This is a genomic window from Haloglomus halophilum (assembly GCF_024298885.1).
Classification (GTDB): domain Archaea; phylum Halobacteriota; class Halobacteria; order Halobacteriales; family Haloarculaceae; genus Haloglomus; species Haloglomus halophilum.
The window spans coordinates 676,941-696,020 of the sequence record NZ_CP101166.1; the positions used below are offsets into that span (position 1 = coordinate 676,941).

Here is a 19,080-nt window from a genome sequence, read left to right on the forward strand (position 1 = left end):
GCCGCGAGGTACGGGGACGGAGTCCCCCGGCACGCGCGGGTTCGCTTTCGCTCACCACGCGCTCCCGGCCCGTGGTTGTGGAGGCTCACGTCGCCGTCAGTCGACCGGGCGCGCGCTGGCGGCTGTGCCGCAGGCCAGCCGCCGCCAGCGCGCGAGGGACGAGGAGCGCAACGAAGGGAGCGAAGCGACCGGAGTGAGCACCGCAGGCGGCTGGGGAGGTACGAGGCTCCCGCTAGCCGACTGACCAGAGACGGCCCTGGCGGAATCGAAGCTGAGCCGAACGGAGTGAGGCGAAGGTCGTCAGAGCTTGCTCTGACGGAAGGCGAGGGCGCTCGTCGTCTCCATCGCCGTCGCAGTCACCCGAGCAGTCACGAGAGACCCGTGCTATCGACCGAACCCCTCAAGACGGGCACCAGCCTACGTGTGGCTGGCAGAGGGAGCCCGGCTCCCGTGCGCGACATGGCGCACGAGGAAAGTCCCCCCACCGTCCGGGCAGGCGACCGGGCGCAAGCCCGGGACGGGAGACCGTCGGCTCTGGAACAGCAACGAGACCCCCCGGTCCGAGTGATGATGCGCGAGGGGCCACGAGGCCCCCCGGCGCGAGCGGGCGTGACCCGCGAGCGTGCGAAGCGAGCCGCGAGGCGAGCCAGCTAACCTGCAGAACGTCGACGACCGGGAACGGATGGAACGGCGAATCCTCGCCGGTGCAAGCCCGCCGTGCTGGTAGCCCGGACACGGCGGCGGGCGCTCAGCCGAATGCCGGGACGAACAGAAGGGGGCTTACTCCCCTCAGCCATCAGCACCACGGAGCGGCCGCGCTCTCGGGTACTCTCCGGCGATTCCGGGCGCTGGGACGCGCCGCCGGGCTTTTGATAGGGGGTCGCATACGGGCGGGTATGGACTCCGTCCGAAAGGGACTCCGCTCCGAGCAGATCACGAAGGACACGTACGAGCGGCTGGTGTGTGCGGAGTGTGGTGAGAACCTGGACTCCAAGGACAACCCGGACGGACTCGGGAAGGTCCGGTCCTGTCCGGAGTGCGGTCGGGAGTGGCAGCAGGTCGGGTAGCACGGCGAGGGGCGCCCAGCCCGGACTCACGGGTCGGAAACGGCGGACGCGCGTCGGACGAGCCACCGAACGGTTTTGTGCCCACGTTACCCAGGTAGCACAGTGAGTACCGTCGCGGAGTGGACCGACGCGCTCGCCGAGGCCGGGGAGCTGACCCCGGCCGTCGTCGACCGCATCATCGAGGCGCACGGCAAGCGCGGTCGTCGCGCCATCGAGGCGGTCGGCGAGCAGCGCGTCAAGCAGTACCGCGACTTCACCGTCGTCGTCGGCCACACCGAGGAGTACGTCGTCGAGGACGACGGCTGCACCTGCGAGGACAGCCAGTACAACCTCGACGCCGACGACCCGGACGAGCTCTGCTGGCACGTCATCGCCGCGAAGATCGCCCCCCGCATCGACGCCGTCGACCACCACGACATGTGGTACTCCGACGTCCGGGAGTTCATCTGAGCGATGGTCGAGGGCGACAGCGACGACGAGACCAGCGCGGACCCACCGACCGTCCCGGTTCTGGGCCGGCCACTCGTCCGCGCGGAGTTCTGGGCGGTCCTGCTGGCCCTCGCCGCCCTCTCGTTCGGGGGCCTCGCGGCGGCGCGCGCGCTCGGTGCCGCCGCGGGCGACCCGTGGCTCATCGGCGCGGCGGCCGTCGCGCAGGCGGGGCTCGCCGTCCACTACGCCCGGCGACCGCCCGGCTACGCGCGGGGGACGCTCCCCGTCCCGGTCCACTGGTACCGTATCATCCTCTTCCTGCTCGTCGGGGTCGCGGCGGGCGCCATCGCGGCGCTCGTCGTCGGCTGAGCGGCCGTCACGACGACACGGACCGCCCCGCCGGCCGCAGCACCCAGCTCACTCGTCCGTCTCCGTGGTCCCCTCGCGCTCGGTCTCCCGGAGGATGAACGGTCCGATGGAGAGGGTGCGCCCGGTGATGGTCGCGATACGGAGGACGTACGACAGCAGGACGACGAAGGGCAGGAGCGCCAGCACCGTCGTGATGCAGACGACCAGCGACGCCCCGCCGATGCCGAGGACCGTGGTCGGCGGGGCCGCCGACGCGTCGAAGAAGGCCAGCACGGAGACCGTGACGACCAGCGACGGGAGGGATGCCAACAGCACGAGCCGCGAGAGGTCGACCAGCTCGGACTGGAAGTAGAGCGTCTTGAAATGTTCGCGGGCGGGTCCGAACAGCTGGAGCAGTCCCTCCAGTTCCTCCAGCGTCTCGCAGGTCTCGTCCGACAGCTCGTCGGCGTAGGCCGTCCGGAGCCGCCGGGCACGGTAGAGCTTCCGGGAGTACTCGAAGTCGAGCGCGGCGTCGACGACCTCGTACTGGCCGAACGTCGAATCCGAGAGCGAATCGACCACCGCGTCGGCAGCCGTCGTCACGCCGTCGGCGAGGTCGCGCACGCCCTTCCTCGCCTCGTCGTCGGGGTCGTCGGCCACCGAGTCGCCGAGGGCCTCGGCTCGGGCGGCGGTCGCCGTCACCATCGCCCGGAGGAAGGCGGAGGGCTCGGCGGGTGCGACGGGGTCCTCGAGGAACTCGGCCACGTCCTGGCGGAACTCCATCGCGCCGTCCATCCGCTCGCGCTGGTCGCCCGCGGCCCCCAGCTCCTGCGAGAGGACGAGCTGGTTCAGCGTCAGGACCAGCGTCACACCCGTCACCGTGGCGCCGACCAGCGCCTGGAACAGCGTCTCCACGGGGTCACCGCTACGGACCGCCGCCTCCGACCCGGGCACGACGGCCACCACCAGCAGGAGCGACCCCAGCACCCCGGCCAGGAGCCCGGCCGTCACGAGCCGCCGGTCGGCCTCGACGAGCAGGTAGGAGAGCCGGGTATCCCGGCCGGCCCGCTCGGCGATGGTCTCCTCGGCGTCCGCACCGACGTCGGCGGTCGTCGCGCTGTCGCTCACCGCCACACCACCCGTCGAGTCGGCCACGGCGTTTCGGGGTTCATGCCCGGGCCGAGTAGCGTCGGGCTCTTAGTGCTTGACGAAGCCGAATGCGGACGTATCCGGTCAGAAGCAACGAGGCGTGTCACGACCCGGCGGCGGGACCTCTCAGTTCGACTCGTCCTCGGGCTCCTCGCCCTCCTTCAGGTCCGCGAGTTCCGCCTCGACCTCGGGGTCGGGGGCCGGCTCCGCCACCTCCTCGGGGTCGGACTCGTCGCTCGTCGCAGACTCGGCCGCCGCCTCCGTCGAGCCGCGGCCGGCCTCGGTCTTCAGCGTCTCCAGCTCGGCCTCGACCTCGCTGTCGCTCCGGAGTTCGCGGAGTTCGCGGTCGAGGTCGTCCTCGTCGGAGAGGGCGTCGTCGAACGCGCCCGTCTCCTGGAGTTCGTCCATCGCCTCGGCACGGGCCTCCATCTCGTCGGTCCGGTCGCGGGCGCGCTCGATGGCGCGGGCGGTCTCCTCCATCTCGTCGCCGACGCCGCTCATCGCCTCGGAGACGCGGGCGCTGGCCTCGGCGGCCTCGTAGCGCGCCTTCATGGTCTCCTTCTCCGTGCGGAACCGCTCGATGCGCTCCTGCAGCTCGTCCTTCTTCTCGACGAGGCGGTCCTGCGTGCTCTGCAGGTCCGCGATCTGCCCTTCGAGGTCCTCGATCTGCGTCATCTTCTGTTTCTTCTTCTCGAGCGCGCGGCGCGCGAGGTCGTCACGGCCCGCGTTGACGGCCTCGCGGGCCTGCTCGTTGTGCTTCTCGACGTTCTCCGCCAGCCGCCGCTTCTGTATCTCGAGGCGCTTCTTCTGGGTCGTCAGGTCCGCGATACCCTGCTTGACGTCCTGCAGTTCGTCGCGCATCTTCTCGTAGCTGTAGTCCAGCGTCTCGGAGGGGTCCTCCTGGCTGGAGACGATGGCGTTCAGCTTCGACCGGATGACGTACGAGGCCCGCGAGAGGATTCCCATACCCCGGCTTTCGCGGCCCGTGGGCATAAATTTCCCATGTCCGGTGGGCGGCCATAGCCCGGCGGACCCGGACGACCGACAGGGATTAGCGCACGGCCCGCACAGAACGGGTATGGCAGACGACGAAGCCGACGTGGAGGTGGACCTGAAGCGACGGCAGATGCGGCTGATGGGCGTCGGCTCCGTCATCGCGGGGCTTCTCGTGTTCGGGGCGGCGATGGTCAGCGAGAGCCCCTACGAGCCGATGGTGGGCATCCTGGGCTTCCTCGGCATCGCGGCGATGGTGTTCGAGTACACGGAGAACGTCCAGCGGGGTGTCTCGCTGGGCTTCCTCGTCAGTGGCGTCCTCGTGTGGCTCTATCCGGTCGTGGTACCGACCTCGCAGCGCTCGGCGCTGTTCCTGGGCGCACTGCTGGCGATGGCCGGCGTGTTCAACTTCGTGTTCGGCCAGTTCGCCGACCGCCTCCAGGAGTTCGGCGCGCGACTCGGTGGCGGTGGGGACGAGGACGCGGAGGAGGCGTGATCGAGGACCCCCGGGCCGGAAGGAAGCTCTACTGCGTCGCCTTCGTCGGAGCGCCGGTCGTCCCGGCGTCGGTCTCGTAGCCGGCCAGCGCGAGCACGTCATCGAAGAAGTCCAGCGAGTCGTTCGGCCCCGGGTTCGCCTCGGGGTGGTACTGGCGGGTGATGATGTCCAGTTCATCCGATTCGAGGCCCTCGGGCGTATCGTCGTTGACGTTGATCTGCGTGACCTCGAGCTGGTCGCCGGGCTCGTCGACGGTGTAGCCGTGGTTCTGGGTGGTCATCACGACGCGCCCCGAGCGCAGGTCACGGACCGGCTGGTTGACCCCGCGGTGCCCGAACTCCATCTTCTCGGTGGAGCCGCCGAGCGCGTTGGCGACGACCTGCTGGCCCAGGCAGATGCCCGCGATGGGCGTCTCGCCGACGTACTCGTCGACCAGGGCGGCCGCGCGCTCGAAGTTCTCCGGGTCGCCGGGGCCGTTCGAGATGAACATGAGGTCCGGGTCGACGGACTCGACATCCGCGACCGTCGCGTCGTAGGGGAGGACCTCGACGACGGCGTCGCGCTCGACGAGCGAACTGATGATGCTGCCCTTCGCGCCGCAGTCGACGAGGGCGACCGTGGGCCCGTCGCCCTCGCGATTGTGTGTCTCGCGACCCGGGACGCTGACCTGCGAGCCGATGTCGGTGTGGTCGCTCATCGCGACACACTGGTCGAGTTCCTCCGTCGCGGCCTCGGGGGAGGCGTCCGGCCCGGCCGAGATACCACACTTCATCGCGCCCTCCTCGCGGATGCCGGTCACGAGGTCGCGGGTGTCGAGGTGGTCGACCGCCGGAATCCCCTCGTTGGCGAGCCACTCGGCCACGTCCTCGGTGAACTCGCGGGCGACCGCGGCACGCGGGTGGACGCGGTCGGACTCGAAGCGCTCCTCTCGGACCCCGTAGTTGCCGATGAGCGGGTAGGAGAACGTGAGGATCTGCTCCTCGTAGGAGGGGTCGGTGAGCGACTCCTCGTAGCCGGTGTAGGCGGTCGTGAACACGAGTTCGCCGCGAGCGCGCCCGGGTGCGCGGCTCCGAGCCTCCACGACCCGTCCCCCCTCGATGGCCACGTACGCGGTCGGATGCTCGTCGCCGTCGTCGGTTGCGGCGTCAGTCATTACGATGCTCGTATCGTCGCCCCCGGAATAACCGTTGCGTTCGAAGCCGAATTACGAATTTCGTAATCGGTAAGTGCGCCCCCCGGATATCGTCGCACCTCAGCGGGGCCCCGCAGTCACCGGGTCACCCCGCATCAACGACCATGGATAGCCTGGACCGGGAGATACTCGCCATCCTCCGGCGGGACTCGCGCACGCCGTACACGGAGATCGCCGACGAGGTCGGCACCAGCGAGGGCACCGTCCGGAACCGGGTGGACCGGATGCTGGAGGAGGGCGTCATCGAGCGGTTCACCGTCGCCACCCGGACGGGGAACGTGAAGGCGATGATCGAGATCGACGTGGCCGTCGATGTCGACACCACCACGATGTCCGGCGACATGGCCGACTGGTCGGAGGTCGACTTCGTCTGGCAGGTCTCCGGCGAAGAGGATATCGTCGTGGTCGCGGACACGACCGACACGGACGCGCTGAACGCGCTCATCACGCGTGCTCGAGAACTGGACGAGGTGGTGTCGACGAAGACGCGGCTGATTCTGGACGAGAGACTCGGGTGACCTCCGGGCGACCGCGTCGCTCGGCGAGGTGAAGAACGGCAGGTCCGGACCGTGGGGTCCGGCGGTGGGTGGCCGGGATCAGGCGGACTCGCTGGCAGCGCCCGGTGCGGCGGCGTCGAGGGTCTCCGTGTGGAGGTCCCACTCGCCCGCCGGCGGCAGCCCGTCCTCGACGTAGCAGGTCGCATCCGCGAGGTCGAGGAGCCCGTCGAGCCACTCGTGGTCCGGTGCGACCGGAAGGTGGGCGTGCACGACCGCGTTCGTCCCGAGGGCGGCGACACGGAGTTCGAGCAGGAACCGCTCCAGCTCGAACCGGTCGTCGGTCAGCGAGGTCACGTCGCGCAGGCAGACGACGGGGCGGCCCTCGTCGCGGGCCGCGGTGATCTCCATCGCGTCGGAGACAGCGGCACCGAGCGCGCGGAGCGAGCCGTTGACCTGGTCGACGGCGGCCCGGGTCGGGATACCGTCGAACCGGCCGTCGTGGTCCGGGCCGCGCGAGGTCCGGATGACCCGGACGGACGCGCCCTTCGGGACGGCGTCGACGTGGTGTTTCACTGAAGGCAGAGTCCGCGCGGGACTCACGAACAGGTGGTGATCCTCTTCGGGGGCACGTGCGTGGAGTCGGCTGCTCGCCGTCGCGTGCGCCGGCGACTCCTCGCCGACGAACAGCGACAGACAGCCCTGTGCGCCGAGCCGCCGCAGCTCGGTCTCCTCCGCGCCGATGTCCCCGCGGCCCACACCGCCGGTGTCCACAGCTTCGTGTAGCATCCGTACACCACACTACCGTCCAGATGGATAAAATGCTGTGTACTAACCACCTAGAGTCACCTGGCGCCGGCGCCTGGCACCATCCCCTGTCCCCACCCACCACGACATCGACACACATACACACACGGGCCCCTCGGGCGCCGAGGGACCCGTCCTCGTGAACCGGCTATCATAGTCGTGCCGGCATGCGCCGGCCGCACGGTCGGCAGCCACCCACCAGAATCGGAACCTGGCGCCGGAAGTGTTCGGCCATTTATATTCTCCGGCCATTCGGGACCGCCCCGGAATCAGTCCGAGAAGCCGAAGCGGTCTTAAGGTGAACGGGCAAGCGACCACCATGAGCACCGACGAGATCGACCCCGGCGGCGCCGCGGCGGGCGACGACGCCGACCACGAGAACGCTCGCCAGGAGGTCATCGTCGTCGACGAGAACGACACCGAACAGGGGCTCGCCAACCGACTGGAGGCCCACACGGGCGACGGCATCCGACACCGCGCGTTCACCGTCCTCGTCTTCGACCGCGAGGACAACGTGCTGCTGGCCCAGCGGGCGGCCGACAAGCGGCTGTGGGACACCCACTGGGACGGCACCGTCGCCTCGCACCCCGAGGCGGGGCAGAGTCAGAAGGCCGCGACCCGCCAGCGCCTCGAAGAGGAACTCGGTGTCACGCCCGACCAGTACGACGACCTCCGCATCACGGACAAGTTCGAGTACAAGCGCTACTACCTCGACCAGGGCCTCGAGTGGGAGGTCTGTGCGGTCCTGAAATGCACGCTGGAGGACCGTACGCTCGACCCCGACCCCGAGGAGGTCGGCGGCCGGATGTGGGTGCCCTACGAGCACCTCTACGAGAACCAGAAGCAGTACCGGCAGCTCCGGCTCTGCCCGTGGTTCGAGATCGCGATGCGACGCGACTTCGAGGAGGAGTAGCCGGCTCCACCGGAGGCCGGTCCGCACGTCGCGCCCCTGACGCAAGCCTTACCCTCGCGAACCGCCAACCCGGACGTAATGAGCGACGACGACGAGACCGCGACGGCGCCGGAGGAGGCCAAACCGCCCGTCCCTCCGGGGCAGGCCGAGGAGGACGGGGACGAGGAACAGGAGGCACCGTCCGGCGGTAGCGACCACCAGTTCTCCAGCGGCCAGGGGTTCGGCGACCCGTACGAGGAGGGCTTCGACCTCGAACCACCCGAGCTGAAGGTCGACTCCGGGAAGGTCGACCCCGTCGATTCGCGGGTCGTGGCGGATACGCTCGACGACCGGCAGGTCGGCGCCGACCAGGTCGACGCCGACGATCTGCTCGACGTGGGGCTCTCCTACATGCGCATCAACCGCCACGAGCAGGCCGCCGACGCGTTCGAGCGGGTCGCCCGGTTCACCGACGACGAGCGCTTAGAGCAGGAGGCCTGGGTCGACAAGGGCGTCGCCCACGCGGAACTGGAGGAGTGGGAGCCCGCCATCAGCTCGTATCAGGAGGCGCTCCGCATCGACGGCGACAGCGACCACGCCGCGAGCGCACACACGAACCTGGCGTACGCGCTGTACGAGTCGGGCCGGAGCGAGCAGGCGCTCGAACACGCCGAGAAGGCGGTGGAGCTCGATCCGCGCTTCGGCCAGGCGTGGTACAACCGCGGCTTCTTCCTGCTCGAGCGGGGCCTCGCGGAAGACGCCCTCAACGCGTTCGACAACGCGCTCCGACTGGGCTTCCGGAACACGGAGATACTGGAGGAGAAGGCCCGCGCGCTCGACGAACTCGGCCACTACGACCGGGCCGAGGAGGTCGCCTCGGAGGCCGAGGAGATCCGGAAGGAGGCCGAGCAGGACCTCGTCGACCAGCACGGCCGGGGCGGGGCGGCCGGAGCAGCCGGTGGGGCCGGCGGAGCCGGCGGAGCCACCGGGGACGCACCGAGCGCTCCCGGCGGCGGGCTGGCCGAGGAACTCGCCGAGGAGTTCGCGGGGGAGCCCCCCGCGGACGAGGAGCGCGACCGCGAGCGGCTCGACGAATGACGCTCCTGCTGAGCGAACGAGAGACACCGGAGGGACTCATCGTCGCGGTCTGTGACGAGGCGACGCTGGGCGAGTCCTACGAGAACGGCCGTGTGTCGCTCACCGTGACCGAGGAGTTCTACGGCGGGAACCCTGCCGACGCCGAGACGGTGCTGGCGGCACTCGCACGGGCCGAGACCGCAAACATCGTCGGCGAACAGGCCGTCTCGACCGCGGTCGACGGCGGCTTCGTCGACCCCGAGAACGTCCTCGACCTCGGCGGAACCGTCCACGCGCAGTACGTTCGGTTCTGAGACGCCAGTGTTCCCGAGACGCCAATCGTCGAGTCCCTCGGGCCGTCGTGGTCCATCGGGGTAGCCACCACACCTAAACCCGACGACACGAAACCACCGTCCGACGCAGATGTCTTCGCAGTCGGGGGTCGAGCCGGTTCTCGCCGCTATCGTGGTCGGGTACGCCCTCGCGACCGCCATCCCGGCAGGGCTGGCGTGGTACGCGACCCGGAGCCGACCGGATTCGGCGACGGCCCGGGCGTTCGCGGCGACGATGGCCGGGATCACGGTCTGGGCCGGGGCGTACTTCGTCCGCCTGTTCGCCCCCGAGTGGGCGGCCTTCGGCCTGACGGTCCTCGCGTTCGTCGGCATCACGACGACGCCGGTCGCGGTGCTGCTGTTCGCGCTGCGGTACACCGACCGCGAGCAGTACGTCACACCCGGCACGACTGCCCTGTTGCTGGTGGTGCCGCTGGTGACGCTGGCGCTGCTCGCGACGACACGGTCCCACGGGCTGTTCTACACCTCGTTCCGGGTCGTCCAGGTCGGCCCGCTGTCGACGACCAGCGCCGCCAGTGGACCGTGGTTCTGGGTCCACACGGCGTACAGTTTCGCCACTCTCGCCGTCGCATCGATCCTGCTGGTCACCTTCGGTGCGAGGCAGCGGCGTATCTACCGCCGGCAGGCCGTCCTCATCGTCCTCGCCGTCGCGGTGGCCTGGGCGACCAACGTGGCCTATCTGGCCGGACGCACCCCCATCCCGGTGCTGGACCTGACGCCGGTCGGACTGGCCCTGGCCGGGGCACTCCTGGCACTGGCGGTGTTCCGTGCCCGCCTCATCGACGTGACACCGGTGGCCCGGGACGCGGTGCTGGAGGCACTCGACGACGTGGTCATCGTTCTGGAAGGGGGACGGGTTGTCGACATCAACGCGGCCGCCGAGGCCCTGCTCGGCCCCGACAATCCGGTCGGGAAGCCGGCAGCGGCGGTCCTCCCGGAGGCGCTCACGGCGGCGCTCGAGGCCACCGAGACGGAACGTGCGGGAGCATCCTCCGGCACGAACAGTGCGTTCTCCCCCGCGAACGGTTCGAGGGGTGCCTCCGACGCGGCCGGTGGAAGTGGTGGTGTCCCCAGTACGAACGGCTCCGGGAACTGGCTGGAGGACCCGCTGGCGACGGCCGACCACGAGGAGCGGTCCGGGTCCGGGCAGGTCATCGAGCTGTCCCGGGCGGATGAAACCCGCTGTTACCGGGTTCGGACGCTCCCCCTCCAGACGCTCGGTGATGGCACCGCGACCGATACGGACGGCAACGGCGGCGGCGGTGACGACGGCGACGGCGGCGGCGGTCGGCCCACGTCACCGGTGTTGACACCCGGAGCCGCGACGGTCCCCCATGCGACGGTGCTCCTGCTGACCGACGTGACACCGCAGCGGGAACACCTCCGGCAGCTCCGGAAGCAGAACGAGCGGCTGGAGGAGTTCGCGGCCGCCGCGGCACACGACCTGCGGAACCCGCTGAACGTCATCGATGGCTACCTGGAGCTGGTCCGCGAGGACCCCGACCCGGAGCATCTCGACCGCATCGACGAGGCGACCGGCCGGATGAGCCGACTCGTCGAGGACCTGCTGTCGCTGGGACGGCGGGGCCGGCTCGTCGAGTCCGCCGTTCCGGTGTCGCTGGAGGCGGCCGCCGAACGCGCCTGGAGCGGCATCGAGACGAAGGGAGCAACCCTCCAGGTCGAATCGGGCGACCCCGTGCCGGCGGACACGGACCGACTGGTCCAGCTCCTCGAGAACCTGCTCGTCAACGCCGTCCAGCAGGCCGGCGGTGGCGAGTCCATCACCGTCACCGTCAGCCGGACGCCGGACGGGTTCTACGTCGCCGACGACGGCCCCGGCATCCCGGACGAGGACCGCGAGCGCGTCTTCGACTACGGCTTCACTACCCGGGAGGCTGGCAGCGGCTTCGGACTGGCCATCGTCGAGACGGTGGCCGACGCGCACGGCTGGGACGTGCGCGTCGTCGAGAGCGAATCCGGCGGTGCCCGGTTCGAGGTGACTGGCGTCGGTCGGTTCGACCGCGAGGGCGAGACGTGGCTGGCGGAGCCCTGACACTCGTCCACGGGGCCGTGCAAGACAGGCGCAAGTTATTCGGCGCCCCCCATCCCGTCCTCGCGCATGCAGATCACCGGCATCGAGCAGACCCACCTCGACGGCGCCGTCGACGGGATGTTCTACCCGACGTGGATTCCGGGCTACCCGCAGAGCACGCACGAACTGGAACTGTTCGAGGTCCAGACCGACGAGGGCATCACGGGCTACGCGGCCAGTCCCTCGTTCGCGGGCGGGCTGGAGTACGGCGACCAGCTCGGGCTCTTCCTCACCGGCGAGGACCCGCACAACGTCGATGGTATCCTGCAGAAACTCGAGACCGTGAATCTGGTCGGGCCGCGCCCGTGGCACCTCGAGATGGCGCTGTGGGATATCATCGGCAAGGACGCCGGCAAGCCCGTCTACGAGCTGCTCGGCGCCGAGGCCACGGACATCCCCTGCTACGCCTCGACGGGCGAGTACAAGCCCGCCGACGAGCGCGTCGACTACATCCAGGACCGCATCGACGAGGGGTTCGAGGCCGTCAAGCTCCGCGTGACGGAGGTCGAGCACATCGAGATGGTCAAGCAGATCCGCGACCACTTCCCGGACCTCCCGCTGATGGTCGACGCCAACAAGGGCTGGGCGGTTCGGGTGATGGAGGAGGAGACGAAGTGGTCGCTGTCGGATGCGGTGGAGTTCGCCCGCGGGCTGGAGGAGGTCGGCAACGTCCGCTGGCTGGAGGAGCCGCTCCCCCGCCACGATTATCGGGCGTACGGTCGGCTGCGCGAGAAGACCGACGTGCCCATCGCGGGCGGGGAGTTCAACAACGACACCCACCACTTCCGCGAGTTCGCGAAACACGAGTCGCTGGACGTGTTCCAGCCCGACGCCGCGCTCGCGACCGGCATCAAGCAAGGCGTCGAGGTGGCGGCGATGGCCCAGGAGTTCGGCGCGAAGTTCGTCCCCCACACCTGGACGAACGCGCTCGGGTTCGCGGCGAACCTTCATACGATGACCGCGGCCGGGTCGGACTGGTGCGAGTACCCGATGGAGCCGCCGTGGACGCCCGACGTGTGGTCGTTCATGCTCGAAGAGGGCTTCGAGCACGAGGATGGGATGATTCGGGCGCCGGATGAACCGGGGCTGGGGGTCAAACTGGACGAGGAGGTTGTCGAGGAAGCGAAGGCCGAGGACTGAGACTCCGGTTCCTGGCCCCCTCGTGGGGTCCTCGGGCACTCTCGTGACGGCCGCGGAACCGAGACCATCTCCGAAGCCCTCACGCTCTCGACCGGCCGGGAGTCGCTGCGCGCGCTCGCTGCGGTGCTCAGCCCTCGCGCGCTGGGCGACGGCTGGCCTGTGGCACAGCCGCCAGCGCGCGCCCACTGACTGACGGCTAGCGGGTGCCGATAGAGCGAGCTAACTCACCATTTCCCATATCCACAGATAATATCGAGTATTGGTGACTTGATTCCATTATATCTATTCAACAGTAGTATTCGCCGAGGTATTCGACGATATCGTCGCTCTCGTACAGCGACTCCCCGCGCTCCGTATCCACCAGCAGCGGGACCTGGTCCTGGCCGTACCCCTCCAGTTCGGCGTGGCGGTCGCGGTTCGTGACGGTGCCGCCGGAGAACGGGGTGCCAGCGGTCCGGGGGTTGTGGCAGGTGTAGCTGATGCCGTTCCGGGTACAGAATCGCCGGACCTTCGCACAGTGGGGGCAGTCCTCCGCCTGGTACAGGAGCAGCGAGCCGGCCGTGTCGGGGCGACCGCCCTCGTCGGCGTCGAGGCCGAGTTCGCGCTGGACCGTCAGGCCGACCATGCCCACCAGCACGGCCAGCGCGACCGCGCCGACCGGGAGGAGGCTCCCGCTGGTGAGGGTGTCGAGGCGGCCGGTGAGGCCGGTGACCGTCGCGAACGCGCCGATGAACGCCAGCAGCCAGGTCGTGCCGTCGCGGACCCGCTCGGGCCCACCGAGTCGCTGGAGCGGTGTCGTCATCACGACGGAGGTTGCGGGCCGACGACTTGAAGCCCGGCGCGTCGGCACGCGGCGCGGTCACTCGGCCCCGTCGGGCGCGAACACCCGGGCCGAGCCGTCCGTGACGACGCCGTGCTCGGCCGCCGCCACGGTATCGGGGAGTTCGTTCCCGCGGCCGTCGTAGCGCGCGTCGAGGCTCGCGAGCAGGGCGTCCCGGACGCAGGCACGGGTGGCCGCGCCGACGCCGGTGGCGCTCCCGGCGAACTCGGCCGGGGCGCCCGACGGGTCGCAGCCGACGGCGACGGCGTCCGAGCTCGTGCCGGTGAAGCCGGTCGCGTCGAGCAGCGTCGCGGTCTTCGCCTCGACGGCCGTCGCGAGCAGTTCGGCGCACGTCCCCGCGGCCAGCGCGCGGTCCGTGGCGACGACGAGGTTGACGGTGCCGACGGGCGGGCGGTCGTCGCCCCCCGACGCGGTCGGCGGCACCGCGCCCCCCAGCGGGAGCGTGGCGGGGTTGGACAGCCCCCCGGTCGCGAGGACGGTGACCGGGCCCCGAACGGCGACCCGGGCGTGGCGCATCGCGACGCCGGTCAGGAGCGCCGGGCCGTCAGTGTCGAAGCCGGCCTCGCGGCGGCGCTCGCGGGTGTAGGCGTCGAGGTCGGTCCGGTCGAACCCCTCCGGGACGGTGACGTTGTAGGCCGCGGGCGCGCGCCGGATACCGCCACGGATACCCGTGACGAGCCAGCGCCACGCGGTCGGTGCGGCGACCCGGCAGACCCCCTCGCGGACGGTCGCGGTCACCGCGGCCCCCGCGTCGGCCGGTGGGTCGTCCCCCTCAGACATCGAGCGCCTCCAGCAGTCGGTCGTTCTCGTCGGGCAGTCGCACGGCGACGCGGACGTGACGGTCCAGTCCGCGGAAGGTAGTCGCATCGCGGACGGCGATGTCCTCGCGGTCGAGGCGGGCGACGAGCGCGTCGACGCTCCCGGCGGGGTCGTCGTCCCGGAGGTGACACAGCAGGAACGGCGCCTCGGAGTCGTGGACATCGAACCGCCCGCCGAGGCGCTCGCGCATCCGCTCGCGCTCGCTGGCCACTCGCTCGCGTGTCTCCCTGACGAACTCGTCCGCGCGCATCGCGTGCGCGCCCACGGCGGACGCGGGCGTCCCGAGCGCCCACGCGGGCACGGCCGTCCGCAGGCGGTCGAGCGCCCGGCCGCGAGCGACCGCGAAGCCCGCGCGGAGGCCGGGCAGGCCGAACAGCTTCGTGAGCGAGCGCGCCGCGACGACGCCCTCCCGCCCCGCGAGGGAGTCGCGCTCGGTGAATCCGAGGAACGCTTCGTCTGCGAGCAGGAGCGTATCGGCAGCTCGACACCGGTCGGCGAACACCCGGAGCGCGTCGGGCGCAGGGGCGTCGCCGGTCGGGTTGTTCGGGACGCAGACGATGACGAGCGCGTGCGGAGCGGGGTCGGCGTCGACGAGTTCGTCGTGCGGCACGAACTCGGGCTCGCCGCCCTGGAGTCGGACCTCGCGGGCGTACTCGCCGAAGCTCGGCGCGGGAACGAGCACGCTGTCGCCGGGTTCGACGTGCGTGGCCACCGTGAGTCGGATGGCCTGCAGGCCGCCGGCGGTCGGGACGACCCGGTCGGGCGCACAGTCGGCGTAGTCGGCGGCGGCGGCACGGTAGTCGGGGTAGCCACGCGGCGGGTACGAGCGCGCCGCGTCGAGAGCATCCTCGTACACCGCGCGCGTTCCGGGCGGGGTCCGCGGGTTGATGTTGGCGCTGAAATCGAGGATGGAGGGGTCGTCGCTGGAGCCGTGCGGGACGCGCTCGGCTCGGTCGACGCCGTCGGGGTTCATCGTTCGGCCTCCGCGAGACGCGCTGCGACCGTCGCGTCCGCCAGTCGGTTGACGTTCACCGCCAGCCGGGCGTCGTATGTCACGTACAGCCGCTCGTCGTGCTCCGGGGAGGTGTCGGTTCCGTTCGCGCCGGAGGCGTCGTCGGTCGGCGCGTCGTCGGTCGGGGGGCCTCCGCCGTCGCCGGCGACCCTGCCGACCACGTTCACGCCGGTCGGCGCCAGCTCGCGGCCGCCGTGCGCGCGGGTGGTGTCCGCGGAGACCCCGAGCGCCTCCTTCAGCGCGGTCGGAACACAGACCGTGAGCGACGGGGCGGCGGTCGGCTCCGGGGCGAGGGCGGCGTAGTGGTCACAGACCGTGTCGACGGCATCAGCCGCGAGCAGCGGGAGGTCGGCGACGACGGTGAGGATGGGGATCGTGACCCGCTCGTCGCGGAGCGCCCGGCCGAGGTCGGCGACGTACCCCTCGCCCGGCGCCTCGATGACGGTCTCGTGGGAAGCGGCAGTCTCGGCGACGTGGCGTGCGGTCCGGGGCGCGTTCGGGGCGGTGACGACGTGGACCGCCTCGACGCGGTCGGCACGCCGGAGTGCGCCACGGACCCGGTCGACCATCGGCCGGCCGGCGACCTCGTGGAGCGGTTTCTCCTGGGGGCTGTCGAGGCGCGTGCCGCGACCGCCGCACATGAGTATCGCGTTCATCGCGGAGATATCTCGACTCACGCCATCACCCACGCCACGGCCCCGGCGTTGAGCGCGACCAGTCGGCCCAGCTCGTTCGCTGCGCCGAACACGTCGCCGTTGACCCCGCCGAGTCGCGACCGGGCCCAGCGCAGTACCACGAGCGCCGTCGTGAACGCGGCGAGCAGGGCCACGGGGGCGGCGGCCGAGACGCCCGTCAGGAGGGTAGCGGGGACCGACACCGCCACGGGACCCACGAGCAACCCGGGCGTCGCACGGCCGGTGAACGCGGCGCCGAAGCCGTCGGTGATGGCCTCGCCGTAGCACGCGACGGCGGCCATCCCCAGTTTCGCCCCCACCTCGGCCGCGACGACGAGCCCGGCGGCCCGGAGCGGGGGCGCGGGGCTCCCGTTCACCACGAGCGGCCCGAACAGCGGCCCCCGACCGAGCTGCGCGACTGCCAGCAGGCCCAGCGTCGTCCCCGCCAGCCCGATGCCGACGGCCGCGAGCGCGCCGACGCCGGTCGTCGTGTCCTTCAGCACCTCGCGCCGGCGCTCGACGGTGTGGACGGCGGCTGCGTCGCCGCAGTCGGCCAGCCCGTCGAGGTGGTTGATGCCCGTGACCAGATACAGCGTCGCGAGCGTCGCGGCCGCGGCGACCGGCGCCGGCGCGCCGACGGCCGAGAACGCGGCCAGCGGCACGGCCGCGATGAGGCCGACGACGTAGCCCGCGACCGGGAAGGCCAGCGGCGTCCCCTGGAACGCGACCCACGCGCGACCCTCGTGGGACACCGGGAGCCGGGTCAGGAACCCCAGCGCCCCGCGGACCGCCCGCCGGAGCCGCACGCGGGTCGGCGGCATCAGGAACCGCCCCCCGCGTCCGTCGTCGCATCGGGGTCCTCGGCCCGACGGGCGAGCCACGCCAGCCCCGCCGCCCCGGCCCACGCCAGCCACCCGGCACGCGCGACGAGTCGGACGCCACGCCGGGCGACCGCGCCGTCGGGGAACCTTTCGCCGCCCGGCAACGCGTACACGCCGGGCTTCTCGAGTCGTGTCCCGAGCGCGGCCGCGAGCGTCCCCATCGGCCAGCCCGAGTTGGGCGAGGGGACATCGTCGAGCCACGAGCGGGCCCGAACGGGGGCGCTCGGGTCGCCGGCCGCGAGCGCCAGCAGGCCGGCGCTCGCGCGGGCGGGCAGCCACGCGACGGCGTCGTCCAGCCGCGCGCTCGCGGTGCCGTGGGCCTTCTCCGGGTAGCCCAGCATCGAGTCCAGCGTGTTGACGGCCTTCACCCACGCGGCACCCGCGGCGGCCGCCGGGAGCGAGACGAGCGCCCCGAGACAGAAGCCCGCGAGCGGCGCGACCAGCCCGTCAGCGAGGTTCTCGGCGGCGGACTCGACCGCCGCGCTCCGCACCGCGCCCGCCGAGAGGTCGCTCGCGTCGCGCCCGGCGAGCGCGAGTAACGCGTCCCGGGCCGCGTCGAGATCGCGCTCGCTCGTCGCCACCACGTCGCCGGCCGTCTCGACGAGCAACCGGTGGCTCGTCGCGGTGAACAGCGCGACTGCGGCCGCGAGGACGCCCAGCCCGCGACCTCGGCGCTCGGCGAGCGCGACCAGCCCACCGACCGTCGCGGCGGCGATGGCGGGGAGCAGGCCGGCGATGGCTGCCCCGGCCGCTCGCGGGTGCGACCACGCGCGGTCGAGCGGCGCGACCAGCCGGCCGAACAGTGCCACGGGGTGGGGGTCCGGCGGCTCCGCGACGAGCCGGTCCAGCAGCGCCGCAATCAGGACCGTCCATGCCGCCCGCCGGCTCACGGCCCGGTCACCCCGTCGGCATCGTCCCCGGAGGGTCGCCGGCCCTCCTCGTCCGCTTCGAGCCACGCGGGGAACGAGGCGAGCGGCGTTTCGGTCACGTCGACGAACCGGCCGCCCGCGCCCTCGATACCGCCGTCGGCTTCCGGGTCGTCGCCGACGTGGACGAGGGCGGCCGGCTCGACGCCGAGGCGGTTGGCGACGGCCTCGAACGCCCGGGTATCGGGCTTGCGCCAGCCACAGCCGGCGCTGGTCACGACGGCGTCGAAGGCGTCCGCGAGGTCCGCGCGGATGAGCGCCCGCCGGGCGAGTTCCGGGACGCTCGTGTTGGACATGACGCCGACAGGACCCTTCTCCCGGGCGGCCGCGATGGCCGCCTCGGCGCCCTCGCGGCGCTCCACGTCGGGGTCGAAGGCGGCGACGACGGCCCGCCGGGGGACGTTGCCAGACGTCTCGACGCCGCGGCTCCGGAGGGCCGCGGCCACGTGCGCCGGAAGCGGCACCTCGGCACCCTCGGGGGCGTCGATGTGGTGCTCACGGAAGGCCCGGTCCCAGTCGTCGGGAACCTGCACACCCCGGGACGCGAGTTCGTCGGCGATGGCTCGGCCGGGGTCACCGGTGCGGTCCACGCGGACGAGCGTCCCGAACAGGTCGAACGAAACTGCCACGGCGGGAGAGGGACCCGATGGAACTTGAATCCGACCCACGGATGGCGGCCGGAGAACGGAGCGAGCGGGAGGCGGGCGCGGCGACTACTCCTGTAGCGAGAGCCAGTCGGAGGTGACCGACCCGTGGACGAACCAGCGCTGCTGTGGCTCGTTGTCGGCCAGCCGGAGCACGACGGTCGCGTCGGCCAGCGCCTCGAAACGGGTGACGAGGTCGTCGTCGCGGTCGACAGGGAGGTGTGCGTGGCAGACGCCGCCAGCCGCGCGCACGTCGGCCGCGATGGCGTGGTACCACTCGAAGGCGCGCTCCTCGCCGAGTTCCTCGATGAGCGGGAGGAGCGAGTCCACGCAGACCCGCGGGTCGTCGGCCTCGCTCGTCAGTTCCGCGACGGCCTCGGCAGCCCGTGCCCCGAACTCGGCGGGTGTCTCCACCACGGTCCGCGTGGCTCCCTCACCCGCGGCGGCCCCGGGGACCGCGCCGTCGTGGCCGGTTCCGACGCTGGCGGTCGCACTGCGTGCGTCAACGGCGAGGTCGATGAGTCGGTCGTTCGGCCCCGCGCCGGTCACGCCGGCCGAACAGCTCCCGTCGGTCCGACAGACCACCCGCGGCTGGTCACTGCTCCCGAGCATCCGGCTGCACGCCCGCTCGTGGGTGTTCCCGGGCGTCGCCCCGACCACCAGCAGGGCGCCGCCGTCCCGCTGTAGTCGGCCGAGGGCATCCGCGAATGCTCCGGCCCGCTTCGTTCGGCTCCCAGATGTCATTATTGTCATC

Annotated in this window: 22 protein-coding genes and 1 other RNA gene; 11 read left to right on the forward strand and 12 right to left on the reverse strand. The window is 71.5% G+C overall.

What is annotated here, in order from left to right; translation table 11 throughout:
- The first annotated feature begins 429 nt into the window (after positions 1-429).
- The 4 genes from rnpB to NL114_RS03435 all read left to right on the forward strand — a co-directional run bounded on the left by rnpB (position 430) and on the right by NL114_RS03435 (position 1,865).
- Positions 430-795, forward strand: an RNA gene (gene rnpB, locus NL114_RS03420) — RNase P RNA component.
- 101 nt (positions 796-896) lie between these two features.
- A complete protein-coding gene (locus tag NL114_RS03425) occupies positions 897-1,067 on the forward strand; it encodes an HVO_0758 family zinc finger protein (RefSeq protein WP_254823400.1) in 171 nt (56 codons plus the stop codon).
- A 102-nt stretch (positions 1,068-1,169) separates the two neighbouring features.
- Complete coding sequence (locus tag NL114_RS03430) at positions 1,170-1,517, forward strand: hypothetical protein (protein ID WP_254823401.1); 348 nt, start codon at positions 1,170-1,172, stop codon at positions 1,515-1,517.
- Between the two features lie 3 nt (positions 1,518-1,520).
- The gene (locus NL114_RS03435) at positions 1,521-1,865 is read left to right on the forward strand and encodes a hypothetical protein (protein WP_254823402.1); all 345 of its coding nucleotides are present in this window, start codon (positions 1,521-1,523) and stop codon (positions 1,863-1,865) included.
- A gap of 48 nt (positions 1,866-1,913) precedes the next feature.
- Here the strand turns inward: NL114_RS03435 and NL114_RS03440 are convergent, their stop codons facing one another.
- Both NL114_RS03440 and NL114_RS03445 read right to left on the reverse strand, forming a co-directional pair.
- A complete protein-coding gene (locus NL114_RS03440) occupies positions 1,914-2,972 on the reverse strand; it encodes a DUF7972 family membrane protein (RefSeq protein ID WP_254823403.1) in 1,059 nt (352 codons plus the stop codon).
- Positions 2,973-3,119: 147 nt separating this feature from the next.
- Positions 3,120-3,959 carry a PspA/IM30 family protein gene (locus NL114_RS03445; protein WP_254823404.1) on the reverse strand — a complete coding sequence of 280 codons (840 nt, stop codon included), beginning with the start codon at positions 3,957-3,959 and terminating at the stop codon, positions 3,120-3,122.
- A gap of 112 nt (positions 3,960-4,071) precedes the next feature.
- Here NL114_RS03445 and NL114_RS03450 point away from each other — a divergent pair, with 112 nt between their 5' ends.
- The gene (locus tag NL114_RS03450) at positions 4,072-4,482 is read left to right on the forward strand and encodes a hypothetical protein (protein ID WP_254823405.1); all 411 of its coding nucleotides are present in this window, start codon (positions 4,072-4,074) and stop codon (positions 4,480-4,482) included.
- A 28-nt stretch (positions 4,483-4,510) separates the two neighbouring features.
- Here the strand turns inward: NL114_RS03450 and carA are convergent, their stop codons facing one another.
- Positions 4,511-5,635 (reverse strand): glutamine-hydrolyzing carbamoyl-phosphate synthase small subunit, encoded by a 1,125-nt coding sequence (gene carA / locus NL114_RS03455; protein WP_254823406.1) that lies wholly within the window; start codon positions 5,633-5,635, stop codon positions 4,511-4,513.
- A 143-nt stretch (positions 5,636-5,778) separates the two neighbouring features.
- Here carA and NL114_RS03460 point away from each other — a divergent pair, with 143 nt between their 5' ends.
- A complete protein-coding gene (locus NL114_RS03460; protein WP_254823407.1) occupies positions 5,779-6,192 on the forward strand; it encodes an Lrp/AsnC family transcriptional regulator in 414 nt (137 codons plus the stop codon).
- A gap of 78 nt (positions 6,193-6,270) precedes the next feature.
- Here the strand turns inward: NL114_RS03460 and NL114_RS03465 are convergent, their stop codons facing one another.
- A complete protein-coding gene (locus NL114_RS03465; RefSeq protein WP_254823408.1) occupies positions 6,271-6,957 on the reverse strand; it encodes a DUF7504 family protein in 687 nt (228 codons plus the stop codon).
- Between the two features lie 337 nt (positions 6,958-7,294).
- Between NL114_RS03465 and NL114_RS03470 the strand changes: the two genes are divergently transcribed.
- From NL114_RS03470 to NL114_RS03490, 5 genes are all read left to right on the forward strand, one after another.
- Positions 7,295-7,888: an NUDIX hydrolase gene (locus NL114_RS03470; RefSeq protein WP_254823409.1), complete on the forward strand. Its 594-nt coding sequence runs from the start codon at positions 7,295-7,297 to the stop codon at positions 7,886-7,888.
- Positions 7,889-7,966: 78 nt separating this feature from the next.
- A complete protein-coding gene (locus NL114_RS03475; RefSeq protein WP_350355395.1) occupies positions 7,967-8,965 on the forward strand; it encodes a tetratricopeptide repeat protein in 999 nt (332 codons plus the stop codon).
- Positions 8,962-9,258: a DUF424 domain-containing protein gene (locus NL114_RS03480; protein WP_254823410.1), complete on the forward strand. Its 297-nt coding sequence runs from the start codon at positions 8,962-8,964 to the stop codon at positions 9,256-9,258. Before NL114_RS03475 ends, NL114_RS03480 begins: the two co-directional genes overlap by 4 nt.
- 109 nt (positions 9,259-9,367) lie before the next feature.
- The gene (locus NL114_RS03485; protein ID WP_254823411.1) at positions 9,368-11,350 is read left to right on the forward strand and encodes a sensor histidine kinase; all 1,983 of its coding nucleotides are present in this window, start codon (positions 9,368-9,370) and stop codon (positions 11,348-11,350) included.
- 66 nt (positions 11,351-11,416) lie between these two features.
- Positions 11,417-12,529 carry a mandelate racemase/muconate lactonizing enzyme family protein gene (locus NL114_RS03490; protein WP_254823412.1) on the forward strand — a complete coding sequence of 371 codons (1,113 nt, stop codon included), beginning with the start codon at positions 11,417-11,419 and terminating at the stop codon, positions 12,527-12,529.
- A gap of 286 nt (positions 12,530-12,815) precedes the next feature.
- Here the strand turns inward: NL114_RS03490 and NL114_RS03495 are convergent, their stop codons facing one another.
- The 8 genes from NL114_RS03495 to NL114_RS03530 form a co-directional block, all read right to left on the reverse strand.
- Positions 12,816-13,331, reverse strand: coding sequence for a glutathione S-transferase N-terminal domain-containing protein (locus NL114_RS03495; protein WP_254823413.1), 516 nt, complete (start codon positions 13,329-13,331; stop codon positions 12,816-12,818).
- A 57-nt stretch (positions 13,332-13,388) separates the two neighbouring features.
- Positions 13,389-14,150 carry an adenosylcobinamide amidohydrolase gene (locus NL114_RS03500; protein ID WP_254823414.1) on the reverse strand — a complete coding sequence of 254 codons (762 nt, stop codon included), beginning with the start codon at positions 14,148-14,150 and terminating at the stop codon, positions 13,389-13,391.
- Positions 14,143-15,162 carry an aminotransferase class I/II-fold pyridoxal phosphate-dependent enzyme gene (locus tag NL114_RS03505; RefSeq protein ID WP_254823415.1) on the reverse strand — a complete coding sequence of 340 codons (1,020 nt, stop codon included), beginning with the start codon at positions 15,160-15,162 and terminating at the stop codon, positions 14,143-14,145. The genes NL114_RS03500 and NL114_RS03505 overlap by 8 nt, the downstream gene beginning before the upstream one ends.
- Entirely contained in the window at positions 15,159-15,842 is a 684-nt protein-coding gene (locus tag NL114_RS03510; protein ID WP_254824671.1) for an NTP transferase domain-containing protein, read from the reverse strand. The genes NL114_RS03505 and NL114_RS03510 overlap by 4 nt, the downstream gene beginning before the upstream one ends.
- Positions 15,843-15,874: 32 nt before the next feature.
- Positions 15,875-16,696 (reverse strand): adenosylcobinamide-GDP ribazoletransferase, encoded by an 822-nt coding sequence (locus tag NL114_RS03515; RefSeq protein ID WP_254823416.1) that lies wholly within the window; start codon positions 16,694-16,696, stop codon positions 15,875-15,877.
- Complete coding sequence (locus NL114_RS03520; protein ID WP_254823417.1) at positions 16,696-17,646, reverse strand: CobD/CbiB family cobalamin biosynthesis protein; 951 nt, start codon at positions 17,644-17,646, stop codon at positions 16,696-16,698. Before NL114_RS03520 ends, NL114_RS03515 begins: the two co-directional genes overlap by 1 nt.
- Positions 17,643-18,311 (reverse strand): HAD family hydrolase, encoded by a 669-nt coding sequence (locus NL114_RS03525; RefSeq protein WP_254823418.1) that lies wholly within the window; start codon positions 18,309-18,311, stop codon positions 17,643-17,645. Before NL114_RS03525 ends, NL114_RS03520 begins: the two co-directional genes overlap by 4 nt.
- An 84-nt stretch (positions 18,312-18,395) precedes the next feature.
- Positions 18,396-19,070 (reverse strand): DUF7504 family protein, encoded by a 675-nt coding sequence (locus tag NL114_RS03530; protein WP_254823419.1) that lies wholly within the window; start codon positions 19,068-19,070, stop codon positions 18,396-18,398.
- Positions 19,071-19,080: the final 10 nt, after the last annotated feature.

What these genes read in the sequence shown, in the direction of transcription:
- NL114_RS03515 (WP_254823416.1), bottom strand. Translation starts at nt 16,696, where the DNA reads ATGCCGCCGACCCGCGTGCGGCTCCGGCGGGCGGTCCGCGGGGCGCTG.
- NL114_RS03510 (WP_254824671.1), bottom strand. Translation starts at nt 15,842, where the DNA reads ATGTGCGGCGGTCGCGGCACGCGCCTCGACAGCCCCCAGGAGAAACCG.
- NL114_RS03465 (WP_254823408.1), bottom strand. Translation starts at nt 6,957, where the DNA reads ATGCTACACGAAGCTGTGGACACCGGCGGTGTGGGCCGCGGGGACATC.
- NL114_RS03530 (WP_254823419.1), bottom strand. Translation starts at nt 19,070, where the DNA reads ATGACATCTGGGAGCCGAACGAAGCGGGCCGGAGCATTCGCGGATGCC.
- NL114_RS03425 (WP_254823400.1), top strand. Translation starts at nt 897, where the DNA reads ATGGACTCCGTCCGAAAGGGACTCCGCTCCGAGCAGATCACGAAGGAC.
- NL114_RS03495 (WP_254823413.1), bottom strand. Translation starts at nt 13,331, where the DNA reads ATGACGACACCGCTCCAGCGACTCGGTGGGCCCGAGCGGGTCCGCGAC.
- NL114_RS03435 (WP_254823402.1), top strand. Translation starts at nt 1,521, where the DNA reads ATGGTCGAGGGCGACAGCGACGACGAGACCAGCGCGGACCCACCGACC.
- NL114_RS03485 (WP_254823411.1), top strand. Translation starts at nt 9,368, where the DNA reads ATGTCTTCGCAGTCGGGGGTCGAGCCGGTTCTCGCCGCTATCGTGGTC.
- NL114_RS03500 (WP_254823414.1), bottom strand. Translation starts at nt 14,150, where the DNA reads ATGTCTGAGGGGGACGACCCACCGGCCGACGCGGGGGCCGCGGTGACC.
- NL114_RS03470 (WP_254823409.1), top strand. Translation starts at nt 7,295, where the DNA reads ATGAGCACCGACGAGATCGACCCCGGCGGCGCCGCGGCGGGCGACGAC.
- NL114_RS03505 (WP_254823415.1), bottom strand. Translation starts at nt 15,162, where the DNA reads ATGAACCCCGACGGCGTCGACCGAGCCGAGCGCGTCCCGCACGGCTCC.
- NL114_RS03475 (WP_350355395.1), top strand. Translation starts at nt 7,967, where the DNA reads ATGAGCGACGACGACGAGACCGCGACGGCGCCGGAGGAGGCCAAACCG.
- NL114_RS03450 (WP_254823405.1), top strand. Translation starts at nt 4,072, where the DNA reads ATGGCAGACGACGAAGCCGACGTGGAGGTGGACCTGAAGCGACGGCAG.
- NL114_RS03460 (WP_254823407.1), top strand. Translation starts at nt 5,779, where the DNA reads ATGGATAGCCTGGACCGGGAGATACTCGCCATCCTCCGGCGGGACTCG.
- carA (WP_254823406.1), bottom strand. Translation starts at nt 5,635, where the DNA reads ATGACTGACGCCGCAACCGACGACGGCGACGAGCATCCGACCGCGTAC.
- NL114_RS03490 (WP_254823412.1), top strand. Translation starts at nt 11,417, where the DNA reads ATGCAGATCACCGGCATCGAGCAGACCCACCTCGACGGCGCCGTCGAC.
- NL114_RS03480 (WP_254823410.1), top strand. Translation starts at nt 8,962, where the DNA reads ATGACGCTCCTGCTGAGCGAACGAGAGACACCGGAGGGACTCATCGTC.
- NL114_RS03445 (WP_254823404.1), bottom strand. Translation starts at nt 3,959, where the DNA reads ATGGGAATCCTCTCGCGGGCCTCGTACGTCATCCGGTCGAAGCTGAAC.